This is a genomic window from Streptomyces spinoverrucosus (genome assembly GCF_015712165.1).
In the GTDB taxonomy this organism is placed as follows: Bacteria; Actinomycetota; Actinomycetes; order Streptomycetales; family Streptomycetaceae; genus Streptomyces; species Streptomyces spinoverrucosus_A.
The window spans coordinates 7,640,476-7,654,530 of sequence record NZ_JADPZX010000001.1; the positions used below are offsets into that span (position 1 = coordinate 7,640,476).

The 14,055-nt window shown below is 70.5% G+C and carries 10 protein-coding genes and 1 pseudogene; 5 read left to right on the top strand and 6 right to left on the bottom strand.

All coding sequences use genetic code 11. From position 1 onward, the window contains the following. Positions 1 to 35: 35 nt before the first annotated feature. The 4 genes and pseudogenes from I2W78_RS34685 to I2W78_RS34700 all read right to left on the bottom strand — a co-directional run bounded on the left by I2W78_RS34685 (position 36) and on the right by I2W78_RS34700 (position 3,945). A pseudogene (locus tag I2W78_RS34685) lies at positions 36 to 1,123 on the bottom strand (ABC transporter ATP-binding protein). A 520-nt stretch (positions 1,124 to 1,643) separates the two neighbouring features. Continuing rightward, on the bottom strand, positions 1,644 to 2,471 hold the full coding sequence (locus I2W78_RS34690) for an ABC transporter permease (RefSeq protein WP_196464196.1): 828 nt from the start codon (positions 2,469 to 2,471) through the stop codon (positions 1,644 to 1,646). Beyond that, complete coding sequence (gene modA / locus I2W78_RS34695; RefSeq protein ID WP_196464197.1) at positions 2,468 to 3,310, bottom strand: molybdate ABC transporter substrate-binding protein; 843 nt, start codon at positions 3,308 to 3,310, stop codon at positions 2,468 to 2,470. Before modA ends, I2W78_RS34690 begins: the two co-directional genes overlap by 4 nt. A 239-nt stretch (positions 3,311 to 3,549) precedes the next feature. Next, a complete protein-coding gene (locus I2W78_RS34700) occupies positions 3,550 to 3,945 on the bottom strand; it encodes a TOBE domain-containing protein (protein WP_171118493.1) in 396 nt (131 codons plus the stop codon). A gap of 96 nt (positions 3,946 to 4,041) precedes the next feature. Here I2W78_RS34700 and I2W78_RS34705 point away from each other — a divergent pair, with 96 nt between their 5' ends. Then, a complete protein-coding gene (locus I2W78_RS34705; protein WP_230885688.1) occupies positions 4,042 to 4,635 on the top strand; it encodes a DUF1707 SHOCT-like domain-containing protein in 594 nt (197 codons plus the stop codon). 430 nt (positions 4,636 to 5,065) lie between these two features. Here I2W78_RS34705 and I2W78_RS34710 read toward each other — a convergent pair whose 3' ends face one another. Next, positions 5,066 to 7,021, bottom strand: coding sequence for an APC family permease (locus I2W78_RS34710; protein ID WP_196464198.1), 1,956 nt, complete (start codon positions 7,019 to 7,021; stop codon positions 5,066 to 5,068). Between the two features lie 240 nt (positions 7,022 to 7,261). After that, complete coding sequence (locus tag I2W78_RS34715) at positions 7,262 to 7,801, bottom strand: hypothetical protein (RefSeq protein WP_307783911.1); 540 nt, start codon at positions 7,799 to 7,801, stop codon at positions 7,262 to 7,264. A 304-nt stretch (positions 7,802 to 8,105) separates the two neighbouring features. Between I2W78_RS34715 and I2W78_RS34720 the strand changes: the two genes are divergently transcribed. The 4 genes from I2W78_RS34720 to kdpB all read left to right on the top strand — a co-directional run bounded on the left by I2W78_RS34720 (position 8,106) and on the right by kdpB (position 14,050). Next, positions 8,106 to 9,947, top strand: a complete 1,842-nt coding sequence (locus I2W78_RS34720) for an APC family permease (protein WP_196464199.1) — start codon at positions 8,106 to 8,108, stop codon at positions 9,945 to 9,947. A 221-nt stretch (positions 9,948 to 10,168) separates the two neighbouring features. After that, positions 10,169 to 10,258: a K(+)-transporting ATPase subunit F gene (kdpF, locus tag I2W78_RS34725; protein ID WP_009326374.1), complete on the top strand. Its 90-nt coding sequence runs from the start codon at positions 10,169 to 10,171 to the stop codon at positions 10,256 to 10,258. 7 nt (positions 10,259 to 10,265) lie between these two features. Further along, the gene (gene kdpA, locus I2W78_RS34730; protein ID WP_196464200.1) at positions 10,266 to 11,930 is read left to right on the top strand and encodes a potassium-transporting ATPase subunit KdpA; all 1,665 of its coding nucleotides are present in this window, start codon (positions 10,266 to 10,268) and stop codon (positions 11,928 to 11,930) included. Further along, positions 11,927 to 14,050, top strand: coding sequence for a potassium-transporting ATPase subunit KdpB (kdpB, locus tag I2W78_RS34735; protein WP_196464201.1), 2,124 nt, complete (start codon positions 11,927 to 11,929; stop codon positions 14,048 to 14,050). The genes kdpA and kdpB overlap by 4 nt, the downstream gene beginning before the upstream one ends. Positions 14,051 to 14,055 lie beyond the last annotated feature (5 nt).

The window sequence follows — 14,055 nt, forward strand, 5'->3', positions numbered from 1 at the left end:
ACGAGGGCTCCCTTTGTGGGGGCCCTCGTTGGGTTTCAGGCGGGGTAGGCGTGTGTCTGGGTGGCCTTGACCGTGGCCCAGACGGGGGCGCCGGGGTGCAGGTCGAGTTCGGCGGCGGCGACTGTGGTGAGGTCGGCGGTGAGTGGGAGTTCGCCGGTGAGGGCGGCGCGGATCTGGTCGCCGTGGGTTTCCAGGCCGGTGACCTCGCAGCGCCAGAGGTTGCGTGCGCTGGAGGTGGTGGGGCGGTCGCGGTAGAGGGTGACCGCGCTCGGGGGAAGGCGACGAAGACCGGGCCTTTGAGGTCCTCGGTGGTGGTGAGGGCGGGGCCGGCTTCGAGGTGGACGGTGTGGCCTTCGGCGGTGCCCTTGTAGAGGTTGAGGCCGACGAGTTGGGCCACGTAGTCGGTGCGGGGGCGGCGGGCGATCTCGGCGGGGGTGCCTTCCTGGACGACGCTGCCGTGCTCGATGACGACCAGGCGGTCGGCCAGGACCATGGCGTCCAGGGGGTCGTGGGTGACGAGTACGGCCACCGCCTCGAAGTCGGCCAGGTGGCGGCGGAGTTGGGCGCGGACCTCCAGGCGGGTGCGGGCGTCGAGGGCGGCGAGTGGCTCGTCCAGGAGGAGGAGGCGGGGATGGGTGGCCAGGGCACGCGCCAGGGCTACGCGTTGGGCCTGTCCGCCGGAGAGTTGGCGGGGTTTGGCGGTGGCGTGGTCGGTCAGGCCCATGCGGGCCAGCCACTCGGCTGCCTGGGCGCGGGCCTGGGGCTTGGTGGCGCCGTGGCAGCGGGGGCCGAAGGCGACGTTGTCCAGGGCGGTGAGGTGGGGGAAGAGGAGGTAGTCCTGGAACACGACGCCTACGGGGCGGGATTCGGGGGGTGTGTGGTGCAGGTCGGTGCCGTCGAGGTGGAGGTGGCCGGCGGTGAGGGGGGTGAGGCCGGCGAGGGCGCGGAGGGCGGTGGTTTTGCCTGCGCCATTGGGGCCCAGGAGGGCGACTACTTCGCCGGGGGTGGCGGTGAGGGTGATGTCCAGGCGGAAGGGAGTGTGGTCGACGACCAGGTGGGCGTGCAGGCCTTCGGGGTGGGGGCGGGTGGGGTGCGGGGGCGTTGAGGCGTCGACGTTGGTCATGGGGTGGGTGTCCTGGGGGTGGGCGTGGGGTGGGGCCGGTGGTGCTGAGGCCGGTTTGGGGGTGGGCCGGGGGTGGTGCTGACGGCGGGTTGGGGCGCTTGGCCGTGTTGGCGGGGTGCTGGTGCGTGCGTCCGTGTTGCCGTAGCGGGACGACTGGCCGCGGCTGCGTGGGTGTGGTGGCTGTGGGGTGGTTGAGGCGAGCGCGGGCGGCTGTGGGGTGGTGCTGGGCGGTTGGGGCTTGGCCGTGCCGCCGGGGCGCTGGTGCGTCCGTCCCTGCTGCCGCAGCGGGACGATTGCCTGCGGCTGCGTGGTGCGGCGGCTCCGGGCTGGGGCAGGTGGGGTGGCTGGGGCTGGGGCTGGGGCTGGGGCTGGGTGGTGGGGGCGCCGCGTTGGCGGGGTGCCGGTGCGGCCGTCTGTGTTGCCGCAGCGGGATGATTGCCCGCGGCTGCGGGGGTGTGGTGGCTGCGCCCACCCCTGCCGCTGCAGCGGTACCAGGACTGCCCGCACCTGCGATCGGGGGTCATGACGCGGTCATCCAGCGGTCTCGTAGGGCTGCCAGGACTGCGATCGAGACCGTGAGGAGGACCAGGCTCAGGGCGATCGCCGCCGCTGGGTCGTTCTGGAGGGCCAGGTAGACCGCCAGGGGCATGGTTTGGGTGCGGTCGGGGAAGTTGCCCGCGAAGGTGATCGTCGCGCCGAATTCGCCGAGGGCGCGGGCCCAGGCCAGGACCGAGCCCGCTGCGATGCCGGGGGCGATCAGCGGGAGGGTGACGCGGCGGAACGCCGTGAAGCGGGAGGCGCCCAAGGTGGTCGCCGCCTCCTCGTAGCGGGGGTCGGCGGCGCGCAGCGTGCCCTCGACGCTGATGACGAGGAACGGCATCGCCACGAACGTCTCCGCGATCACGACGCCCGTCGTGGTGAACGGCAGGGTGACGCCGAACCACGAGTCCAGCCACTGCCCGACCACCCCGTTGCGGCCGAACGCGAGGAGCAGGGCCACGCCGCCGACCACCGGCGGCAGGACCAGCGGCAGGGTGACCAAGGCGCGGACCAGGCCGCGTCCGGGGAAGTCCGTGCGGGCCAGCAGCCAGGCCAGCGGGACGCCGATGACCAGGCTCAGCGCCGTCGCCGCCGTGGCGCAGACCAGCGAGAGCCGGAGGGCCTGCCAGACCCCCGGGCTCGTGAGCTGGTCGGGCAGGGTGCTCCACGGCGTGCGAATGAGCAGGGCTATGAGCGGGAGGAGCAGGAACGCCAGGCCCAGCAGGGCGGGGAGCAGCAACGGCAGCGGTACCGTGCGTGGGCGCGGACCCGTGCGCCCGCCCTTCAAGGTGTCGGCAGGCCTGCTCACGGGTTCAGGAACCCGGCCTCGGTCAGCACCTTCTGGCCGTCGGCCGACTTCACCAGGTCGATGAAGGCCTGCGCCGCCTCGGCGTTGGGTGCGTCCTTGAGCACGGCGATCGGGTAGTCGTTGATGGCGTCGGCCGACTCGGGGAAGTCCACGCCCGCCACCTTGTCACCGGCGGCCCGCACATCGGTCTTGTAGACGACCGCGGCGTCGGCCTCCTGCAGCTCGACCTTCGTCAGGGCGCTCTTCACGTCCTGCTCGTACGACACCGGCGTGAGCTTGAGCTCGCTCGCGTCCAGCGCCTTCTTCGCGGCGGCGCCGCACGGCACGGACTCGTCGCAGAGGACGACCTTCAGACCGGACTTGGTGAGGTCCTTGAGGGAGGTGATCTTGTCGGGGTTGCCCGGCAGGGTGGCGATCTCCAGCTGGTTGCGGACGAAGGTGGTCGGAGCGCCGGACGTGCCGCCGGCGTCGGTGACGATCTTCATCGTCCTGGGGCTGGCCGCCGCGAAGACGTCCGCCGGAGCCCCGCCCGTGATGCTCGCGGCGAGGGAGTCGCTGCCGCCGAAGCTGAAGGTGACCTCGGTGCCCGGGTGCTGCTGCTCGAACTGGTCGCCCAGCTTCGTGAAGCTCTCCTTGAGGGAGGCGGCGGCGAAGACGGTGACCGTGCCGGAGACCTTCGAGGCGGCCGAGGCGGAGGAGCCGGACTGCGCGGAGGACTCCGTGGCGGACGTGGCGGACGTGTCGGACGAGGAGGAGCAGGCGGTCAGGGCGAGGAGCAGCGCGGCTCCTGCGCCGGCCGCCCGAAGGGGGTTGTGGGTCCGGCGTGCGGATCGGGTCATCACGATCGACTCCTCGTCTACTCGCTGCTCGGGGACGAGCCCGAAACTCGGGGAGGAGCCCGAACGGCCTCGCGGGGAGGCGGTCGGACGGCCTTGCGGAGCAAGCGGCCGAAGTGGCCGCTCGGGCTCTTCCAGTGCGTCGATCATACTGACGCAGATGCCAGCCGGAAGTCTGCTGTGGCATCGCATGAGCGGGGCATGGGAGGGGTGGATGATTGTATGTGCGAGCCTGGCGGTTGTCAGACGCGGTCGATGTGTACGTTCGTCGACTTCACTCGGGCCGTGGCCTCCATGCCGACCTCCAGGCCCAGTTCCTCGACGGCCTCGCGGGTCAGGAGGGAGACCAGGCGGTGCGGGCCGGCCTGAATCTCGACCTGGGCCGCGACATCGCCGAGCTTGATCGCGGTCACGATGCCGGGGAAGGCGTTGCGGGCCGAGGTGTACGGAGGCTCCTCCTCGCCGCTGCCCGTCCTGGCGAGTTCGACGGAGAACGCCGCCAGGTCCCGGCCGTCGATGAGCCGCCTCCCGCTCTCGTCGCGGTGGGTGGCCACCCGGCCCGCGTCCGCCCAGCGACGTGCGGTGTCGGGGCTCACGCCGAGCAGTCGTGCGGCCTGGCCGATCGTGTAGGAGTGCATGCCGGTCACGATAGGGCGGCAACGGGTGGTGGTGGACGTGTGGTTGGCCGTTGGGTATAACGCGATATAGCGTTAGTTCCTGACGGGTGGTGGCTGATGGGTGATCGGGGTGAGGGCGTGTCGGCCGAGCTGGTGCGTGAGGGTACGTCGTCCGCGTTGAGGGCCTCGCATGCGGATCGGGACCGGGTGGTGGAGATGCTGACCGCTGCCGCCGGGGACGGGCGGCTGACCGCCGACGAGCTCGATGAGCGGGTGGAGGCCGCGTTGACCGCGCGGACGATGGGGGAGCTGGCCGCGCTGACCGGCGATCTGCCCGTCGCGGCCCAGGCGAAGGACGTCGTTCGCATCGAACAGCAGGGTGGTTCGGTCGTGCGGGAAGGCGAATGGGCCGTGCCGCGGCGGCTGCGGATCGAGTCGTCGTGGGGTGACGTGACGCTCGACTTCACGCGGGCGGTGATCTCGTACGACACTCTGCGCGTCGACCTCGACATGCAAGGCGGCACGCTGCGGCTGGTGACCCGGCCGGGGGTCGTGGTGGACACGGACTCCCTGGCCACCGACTACGCCAAGGTCAAGACACGCGGTTCGGGGGAGCCCGACACCCCGGTGCGGCTGCGAGTGGAGGTGGGCGGCCGGCTCAGCTTCGGTCGGGTGCTGACGCGGGCTCCGCGGCGGGGCATGCGGCGGTGACGTGCACCGTCGGGCTGCGGCGGCGGGGGCATGGGGCGGTGGCGTGGACTGTCGGGCTGCGGGGCGGGGCATGGGGCGCTGACGTGCACCGTCGGGCTGCGGGGCGGGGCATGGGGCGCTGACGTGCACCGTCGGGCTGCGGGGCGGGGCATGGGGCGCTGACGTGCACCGTCGGGCTGCGGGGCGGGGCATGGGGCGCTGACGTGCACCGTCGGGCTGCGGGGCGGGGCATGGGGCGCTGACGTGCACCGTCGGGCTGCGCGGCGGGGCATGGGGCGCTGACGTGCACCGTCGGGCTGCGCGGCGGGGCATAGGGCGCTGACGTGCACCGTCGGGCTGCGCCGCGGGGCATAGGGCGCTGACGTGCACCGTCGGGCTGCGCGACAGGGCATACGGCGGTGACGTACCCCGTCAGTCCTGGGCGTCGACCTCACCCCGTGTGCACCCGCGGCCGGCGGGTCACGTCAGGTTCGGCCGAGCGGAGCACCTCTCGGGTGACCGGGGCGATCTCGCCCTGGCCGAAGAGGAAGAAGCGCAGGAAGTTGGCGAAGGGGTCGCCCTCGGTCCACTCGAAGTAGATGTGCGGAATGCGGTCGGTGGTGTCGCGGACGTGCAGGAGCAGGGCGGCCAGGGCGTTGGGGATCGAGGAGGACTCCAGGGTCAGGACGCGGTAGCGGTTGTGCAGGACCTCGCCGTGGACCGTCACGCCGGCCTCGAACTCGGACGGGTCGGTCACCGTCACCTCGACGAACACGAAGTCCTCCGAGCCGGCGACCTCATTGTCCTGGCGGATCTGCTCGATCTTGTCGCGGTACTCGGCGATGTCGCGGCTGTCGGGCTCGTTCGCGATGAACCGGATCTTGCGGCTGGCGATGTCCCGGACGAACCGTTCCGCCATGGGGTCCAGCGTCACGCTGGTGACCCGGAGTTCGAAGGCGCGCGCCAGCCGGGACGCCAGGGAGAGGATCATGATGCCCGCGATGAAGCAGGCGCCGATCTTCACACCGTCGGGGCGCTCGATGACGTTCGCGACCGTGGTGTAGACGAAGACCGCCGAGATCACCCCGAAGGCGACGGTCCAGTTCCGCTGTCCGGCCTTGCGCGCGGCGATGGTCACCGCGATCGCGGCGGAGCTGATCAGCACCAGCACACCGGTGGCGTACGCGCCGCCCTGCGCGTTGACGTCGGCGTCGAAGATCCAGGTGACCAGGAAGGCGACCAGGGTGAAGACGACGACCATCGGGCGGACCGCCCGCGCCCAGTGCGGGGCCATGCCGTAGCGCGGCAGGTATCGGGGCATCAGGTTGAGCAGGCCCGCCATCGCGGAGGCGCCGGCGAACCACAGGATGGCGATGGTCGAGACGTCGTACACCGTGCCGAAGGCGTTGCCGAGGTACTCGTGCGCCAGATACGCCAGCGCGCGGCCGTTGGCCTGGCCGCCCTCCTCGAACTCGTCCGCCGGGATGAGCAGGGTGGTGATGAAGCTGGTGCTGATCAGGAAGCAGCTCATGATCAGGGCCGCGGTGGTGAGCAGCTTCTTGGCGCCGAGGATCCGGCCCTTGGGGTGCTCCTCGGTGTCACCGAGCTCTCCCTTGACGTGGGGCATCACGGCGACGCCGGTCTCGAAGCCGGAGAGGCCGAGGGCGAGTTTCGGAAACACGATCAGGGCCACGCCGATCATCACGAAGATGTTGCCGTGGTCGGTGGTCAGGGCGTGGGACCAGTCGGTGACGACGTGGCCCTCGGTGGCGATGTGCCAGAGGCCGACCGCGACCACTACGGCGTTCAGGGCGAGGTAGCTCGCCACGAGGGCCACCGCGACGCCGATCGCCTCCAGGAAGCCCTTGAGGAACACCGCGCCGAGCAGGGCGATGAGCACCATGGTGATCAGCAGTTGCTGGTCGTGCAGGGCCTCGTTCAGGTGCGGGTTCTCGACCAGGTGGGTGGAGGCGTCCGCGGCCGAGAGCGTGATGGTGATGAGGAAGTCGGTGGCGGCGAAGCCGAGCAGGGTGAGGACGAACAGCTTGCCCTTCCAGAAGGTGAGCAAACGTTCCAGCATCGCGATCGAGCCCTGGCCGTGCGGGCTCTCCTCGGCGACTCTGCGGTAGACGGGCAGGGCGCCCGCCAGGGTGACGATCACGAGCACGACGGTCGCGACGGGCGAGAGCAGACCGGCGGCGAGGGCGGCGATGCCGGGCTGGTAGCCGAGGGTGGAGAAGTAGTCGACGCCGGTCAGGCACATCACGCGGTACCAGGGCTGGCCCTGATGTGCGGGCGCCGGTGCGGCGTGCGGCCCAGGGAGGCCGCCGGCCTTGCCCATGTCGGACAGCCCCTCCAGCATCCAGGCGCGCAGGCGACTGGGCGCGGACTGTTCGGTCGGGGCCATCGGCGTGCTCCTGATGTACGGATCGGCGTGCGTTTCCGGCCATCACGCGGACGGAGCCCTCAGCGTAAGCGGAGAGTGACGCTTGGGCCCGCGGTCGCGGGGGCGTGCGGCGTCAAGCTTGCGTTAAGAGTGGCCGGTGAAACGTGGGCCGCGCATCGAGAGCGCAGTTGCCGGATCGACTCCGACGCAGATGGGCTGTATGGGGATCAGGGAAGCGGAGCCGCCCGCTCCATGGTCTGCCTACTCCAGCCCCGACACCTTGAACACCGTCCGTGCCGTCTCGCAGTCGATCCGCTTCGACACGCGCCGTAGCGCGGTCGCCCCGCACAGCAGTGACCCGCACGCCTCCGAGCGGTGGGCGTCCTCGTCGAGACGGTGCCACAGTGCGGGGTTGTCGATGAGGACCCGTGGGTCGATCTCGACGCGCTCGCCGAACGCGTCGCGCAACACCAGCCGTTGGGCGACGCCGTCCAGGCAGCGCACCGAGACGAGCAGGTCGGTGCGCACGGTCCGGGTGCGCAGCAGCGAGCGCGACTCCAGCCAGCCCGTGCCCGCCGAGACGCGGGGCGGGCTGAGCACCGCGAAGAGCAGCGCCGCGAGGGTGCACCAGAGGCCGGCCCGCCACGGCGCGAGCGTGCCGGCGGCCCAGTCGATGACGAGGAGCAGGGCGAGGAGTACGGCCGCGCAGCGGACCGCGCTGTACAGGTCCCGTGCCCAGCGGCGGTCGTACGCCTCGGTGTCGAAGTGCCGTTCGGGTGCGCGGGAGAGTCCGTGTCGCACGTCGTCGGGGGTTCCATGCCGTCGACGCTAGGGACGGACCGAGGGGGGACGACCCCGCTTGACGGGACCCATACGAGCGCTCGGTTGTTTCTTGACGCACGCACAGCACGGCGGCCCGGAGGTGTCCTTCGCAACCCGCCTCAAAAGCGCCGTACCCGCCTCAAAACCGCGCCAGGACCGGCCGGTTCCGTGCGAAGAAGGCGCAAGGAACCGTCGAGGACGGCCGGATCCGGACACAACCAGGGTGCACCGCGTGGGCCCCGCCCCACGCGGCCTGTCACACCGTACGAAGGAGCGCCCACCCATGTCCGTACTGACCGCCGAACCGGGTGCCGCACCCTCCGGTGAGGAGCCGCCCGATACCGGTGAGCGGCATCGCCTCACCGCCGTCACCGGCCTGGCCGCGCTGTCGCTGGACGCGATGGCGTCGGTGGCGTACGGGCCCGAGGCGATCGTGCTCGTCCTGGCCGCCGCCGGTGCGCACGACCTCGGCTTCACCCTGCCGGTCACGCTGGCCATCGCGGGTCTGCTGGCGGTGCTGGTCGCCTCGTACCGCCAGGTGATCGCGGCCTTCCCGGACGGCGGTGGTTCGTACGCCGTCGCCAAGCGGCACCTGGGCGCGCGCACCAGCCTGGTGGCCGCGGCCTCCCTCGTCCTGGACTACGTCCTCAACGTCGCCGTCGCCGTCACCGCCGGTGTCGCCGCCCTGACCTCCGCCTTCCCCGCGCTCTACGACGACCGGTTGTGGCTGTGTCTGGCCGTGCTCGTGCTGATCACGGCGGTGAACCTGCGCGGGATCGTGGAGTCGGCGAAGGCGTTCATCGTGCCGACCGTCGTGTTCGTCGGGTCGATCTTCGTGCTGATCGGCGTGGGCCTGTTCCGGTCCGAGCCGGTGAGCACGGTGACCGCGCAGGGCCACGTCTCGGTGCTGGCCGACAACGCCACCACCGTGGGCGCCCTACTGCTCCTCAAGGCCTTCGCCTCCGGATGCAGCGCGCTGACCGGTGTCGAGGCCATCGCCAACGCCGTCCCCTCCTTCCGGGTCCCGCGCGTCAGGCGCGCCCAGCGCGCCGAGGTCGCCCTGGGCGCCGTGCTCGGTGTGATGCTGATCGGCCTGTCGGTGCTGATCTCCCGCTTCCACCTCCAGCCGGTCGACGGCGTCACCGTCCTCGCCCAGCTCGCGGACGCGTCCCTCGGCCACAACTGGGCGTTCTACGTCATCCAGTTCGCGACGATGATCCTGCTGGCCCTCTCCGCGAACACCTCCTTCGGCGGCCTTCCCGTCCTGCTGAAGCTGCTCGCCCGCGACGACTACCTGCCGCACGTCTTCGCCCTCAAGGCCGACCGCCAGGTCCACCGGCACGGCGTCCTCGCCCTCGCCCTGGTCTCCGCCGCGCTGCTGGTCTTCTCCGGCGGTGAAACCAACACGCTCGTGCCGCTGTTCGCGATCGGTGTCTGCGTCGGCTTCACCATCGCCCAGGTCGGCATGGTCAGGCACTGGCGGCTCTCAAAGGCTCCTCGCCGGCGGTCCAAGGCGGTGCTCAACGGCTTCGGCGGAGTGCTGACCGGCGTCTCGGCCGTCGTGGTCACCGCGACCAAGTTCGAAGAGGGCGCCTGGCTGATCGTGGTCGCCCTGCCGCTGCTGGTCGTGGCGTTCCGGACCGTGCACCGCGCCTACGTCCGGATCGGCGAGCGGCTCGGCCTCGGCCGCGTACCCGAGGCACCGCACCGCGACCGCTCGGTCGTGATCGTGCCGGTCTCCTCCCTGTCCCGGCTCACCTCCCAGGCGCTGACGGCCGCAACCTCCCTCGGCGACGAGGTCCGCGCGGTCACCGTCTGCTACCCCGATCCCGAGGACCGGGCCCAGCTGCACGCCCTGGAGCGCGCCTGGGCCGAGTGGGACCCCGGGGTGCCGCTGGTCACGCTGACCTCCGAGCGCCGCACGCTGGGCCGTCCGATCGCCGCGTACGTCCGCCGGGTCACGGCCGCGGAGCCGGGCACGCAGATCACCGTGCTCATCCCGGAGGCCGAACCGGAGCGGCTCTGGCAGCGGCTGCTGCAGAACCAGCGGGGTGCCGTCGTCGCGCACGCCGTGCGGCGGCAGACCGACGCGGTGATCTGCCGCCTGCGGTTCCGACTGAGCTGACGTCCGAGGGTCGCCGTAAGAGACCCGTCAAAGCCGCGCAGTGCCCCGTAAGGGAGCCGTCAACGACGGTCGAATCCGGCCACAGACGCGGTTTCCTCTAACCGTCCTTGTCCAACCGAACCTCGACTCCAGGAGCTCACGATGGCCGATCTGGCCTTCGTCGTCACCACGATCGCGCTCTTCGCGCTGGTGGCCCTCGTCGCCAAGGGGGTGACGAAGCTGTGACCGCCGAAAACGTCGTCGGCCTGGTCGTGGCCGTCGCCCTGCTGGGCTATCTCGTCCTCGCCCTGATCTTCCCGGAGAGGTTCTGAGCACAGCATGGGTCCCGTACTGGCAGGCGTCCTCCAGCTGATCGCCCTCATGGGCGCGCTGGCGATCGCCTACGTCCCCCTTGGCAACTACATGGCCAAGGTCTACTCCTCCGAACGGCACTGGCGTGTCGAGCGGTGGATCTACAAGGGCATCGGCGCCAACCCCGACACCGAGATGCGCTGGACCGCGTATCTGCGCGGCGTCCTCGCCTTCTCGGCGGTCGGCGTCCTCTTCCTCTACCTGCTCCAGCGGCTCCAGGGCGTGCTGCCCGGCTCGCTCGGCTTCGCCTCGATCGACCCGGACCAGGCGTTCAACACCGCCGTGTCCTTCGTCACCAACACCAACTGGCAGTCGTACTACGGCGAGCAGGCCATGGGCCACATCGTGCAGACGGCCGGTCTGGCGGTGCAGAACTTCGTCTCCGCCGCCGTCGGCATGGCGGTCGCGGTCGCGCTCGTACGGGGGTTCGCCCGGTCCCGCAGCGGCGAACTGGGCAACTTCTGGGCGGACATGGTCCGCGGTGTCACCCGTGTCCTGCTGCCCTTGGCGTTCGTCGCCGCGATCGTGCTGGTCTCCGCCGGCGCCATCCAGAACTTCTCCGGCATCCACGAGGTCGGTCAGTTCATGGGCGGTTCGCAGCAGTGGAACGGCGGTGCGGTCGCCTCGCAGGAGGCCATCAAGGAGCTGGGCACCAACGGTGGCGGCTACTTCAACGCCAACTCCTCCCACCCCTTCGAGAACCCGACGCCGTTCACCAACCTGTTCGAGATCTTCCTGCTTCTGGTGATTCCGTTCTCGCTGACCCGCACCTTCGGTGTGATGGTCGGCTCGGTGAAGCAGGGCTACGCGATCCTCGCGACCATGGCCACCATCTGGGTCGCCTTCATCGGCCTGATGTGGTGGACCGAGTTCGCGCACCGCGCCCCGGCCTATGAGATCGCCGGGGCCTCGATGGAGGGCAAGGAGGTCCGCTTCGGCATCGGCGCCTCGTCGATCTTCGCGGTGTCGACCACCCTGACCTCCACCGGAGCCGTGGACTCCTTCCACTCCTCCTACACCGGCCTCGGCGGCGGCATCACCATGCTCGGCATGATGCTGGGCGAGATCGCGCCCGGCGGTGTCGGCTCCGGCCTCTACGGCATCCTGATCATGGCGATCATCGCGGTGTTCATCGCCGGTCTGATGGTCGGCCGGACGCCCGAGTACCTGGGCAAGAAGATCGGCACCCGCGAGATCAAACTGGCGGCCTGCTACATCCTCGTCACCCCGGCCCTGGTCCTCGTCCTCACCGCCTTCGCGATGGCGCTGCCGACCCCGGCGAACTCCATGACCAACAGCGGGGCGCACGGGTTCTCCGAGATCCTTTACGCCTACACCTCCGCCTCGAACAACAACGGCTCGGCCTTCGCCGGCCTGAACGCGGACACGCAGTGGTTCAACAGCACCCTCGGCATCGCGATGCTGCTCGGCCGGTTCGTGCCGATGGTGTTCGTGCTGGCGCTGGCCGGCTCGCTCGGCGAGCAGAAGCCGGTGCCGGTCACCGCGGGCACCCTGCGCACCGAGAAGCCGCTGTTCACCGGACTGCTGGTGGGCGCCATCCTGATCATCACCGGTCTGACGTACTTCCCGGCGCTCGCGCTCGGGCCGCTGGCCGAAGGGCTGGCGTCATGACCACTCGTACCGCGAACCAAGAGGACTCCATGTCCACAGCCACTCCGACCCGGGCGCCGCACAGCGACGTACCCACCGGGCACAAGACCCCCGAAAGCCGAGTCGGCGCGGGCCTGTTCGATCCCAAGCAGCTGGTCAGGTCGTTGCCGGACGCGTTTCGCAAGCTGGACCCGCGGGTGATGGTCAAGTCGCCCGTGATGTTCGTCGTGCTGGTCGGGTCCGTGCTGACCACCGTGTTCGCCTTCACGGACCCGACCGACTGGTTCGGCTGGACGATCAGCGCCTGGCTCTGGCTGACCGTGATCTTCGCCAATCTGGCGGAGGCGGTCGCCGAGGGCCGCGGCAAGGCGCAGGCGGACACCCTGCGCAAGGCCAAGACGGACTCCGTGGCGCGCAAGGTCGACGGGACCGTGGTGCCGGGCACCGAGCTGAAGATCGGCGACCTGGTCGTCTGCGAGGCCGGGGACGTCATCCCCGGTGACGGTGACGTCGTCGAGGGTGTCGCCTCGGTCGACGAGTCGGCCATCACCGGCGAGTCGGCGCCGGTCATCCGTGAGTCCGGCGGCGACCGCAGCGCGGTCACCGGCGGTACGAAGGTGCTCTCCGACCGGATCGTCATCAAGATCACGACGAAGCCGGGCGAGACCTTCATCGACCGGATGATCGGCCTGGTCGAGGGCGCGGCACGGCAGAAGACGCCGAACGAGATCGCGCTGAACATCCTGCTCGCCTCGCTGACGATCGTCTTCCTGCTCGCGGTGGCGACCCTGCCGCCGTTCGCGGACTACGCGGGCACCCACCTGACGATGGTCGTGCTGGTCGCCCTGCTGGTCTGCCTCATCCCGACCACCATCGGCGCCCTGCTCTCCGCGATCGGCATCGCCGGCATGGACCGGCTGGTGCAGCGCAACGTGCTCGCCATGTCGGGCCGCGCGGTCGAGGCCGCCGGTGACGTCTCCACGCTGCTGCTCGACAAGACCGGCACCATCACGCTGGGCAACCGGCAGGCGTCGGAGTTCGTGCCGGTGCGCGGCACCACCGAGGCCGAGGTCGCGGACGCCGCCCAGCTGTCGTCGCTGGCCGACGAGACGCCCGAGGGCCGCTCCGTCGTCGTACTGGCGAAGGAGAAGTACGGACTGCGCGAGCGGCACCAGGGCGAGCTCACGGGCGCCGAGTGGATCGAGTTCACCGCCCAGACCCGGATGTCGGGCGTGGACGTCGACGGACGACGGATCCGCAAGGGCGCGGCCGGTTCCGTGATCGCCTGGGTCGAGGAGCGCGGCGGCGAGATCGCCGAGGACGCGGACCGGCTCGCCAACCGGATCTCCGAGGCGGGCGGTACGCCGCTCCTGGTCGCCGTCGAGGACGGCGCCGGGGCCCGGATCCTGGGCGTCATCCACCTGAAGGACGTCGTCAAGGACGGCATGCGCGAACGGTTCGACGAGCTGCGCCGCATGGGCATCAAGACCGTCATGATCACCGGCGACAACCCGCTCACCGCCAAGGCGATCGCCGAGGAGGCCGGCGTCGACGACTTCCTCGCGGAGGCGACTCCCGAGGACAAGATGGCGCTGATCAAGCGGGAGCAGGCCGGCGGCAAGCTGGTCGCGATGACCGGCGACGGCACGAACGACGCCCCCGCGCTGGCGCAGGCGGACGTCGGCGTGGCGATGAACACGGGCACGTCGGCCGCCAAGGAGGCCGGCAACATGGTCGACCTCGACTCCAACCCGACCAAGCTCATCGAGATCGTCGAGATCGGCAAGCAGTTGCTGATCACACGCGGTGCGCTGACCACGTTCTCCATCGCCAACGACGTCGCGAAGTACTTCGCGATCATCCCGGCGCTGTTCGCGGCCGTCTACCCGGGCCTGGACAAGCTGAACATCATGCAGCTGTCCTCGCCGGACTCCGCGATCCTCTCGGCCGTCATCTTCAACGCGCTGATCATCGTGGCGCTGGTGCCGCTGGCCCTGAGGGGCGTGCAGTACCGGCCGGTCAGCGCCGACCGGATGCTCCGCCGCAATCTCGGGATCTACGGCCTGGGCGGGCTGATAGCCCCGTTCATCGGCATCAAGATCATCGACATGCTCATCTCGCTGATTCCCGGGATCGGGTGAAGGAC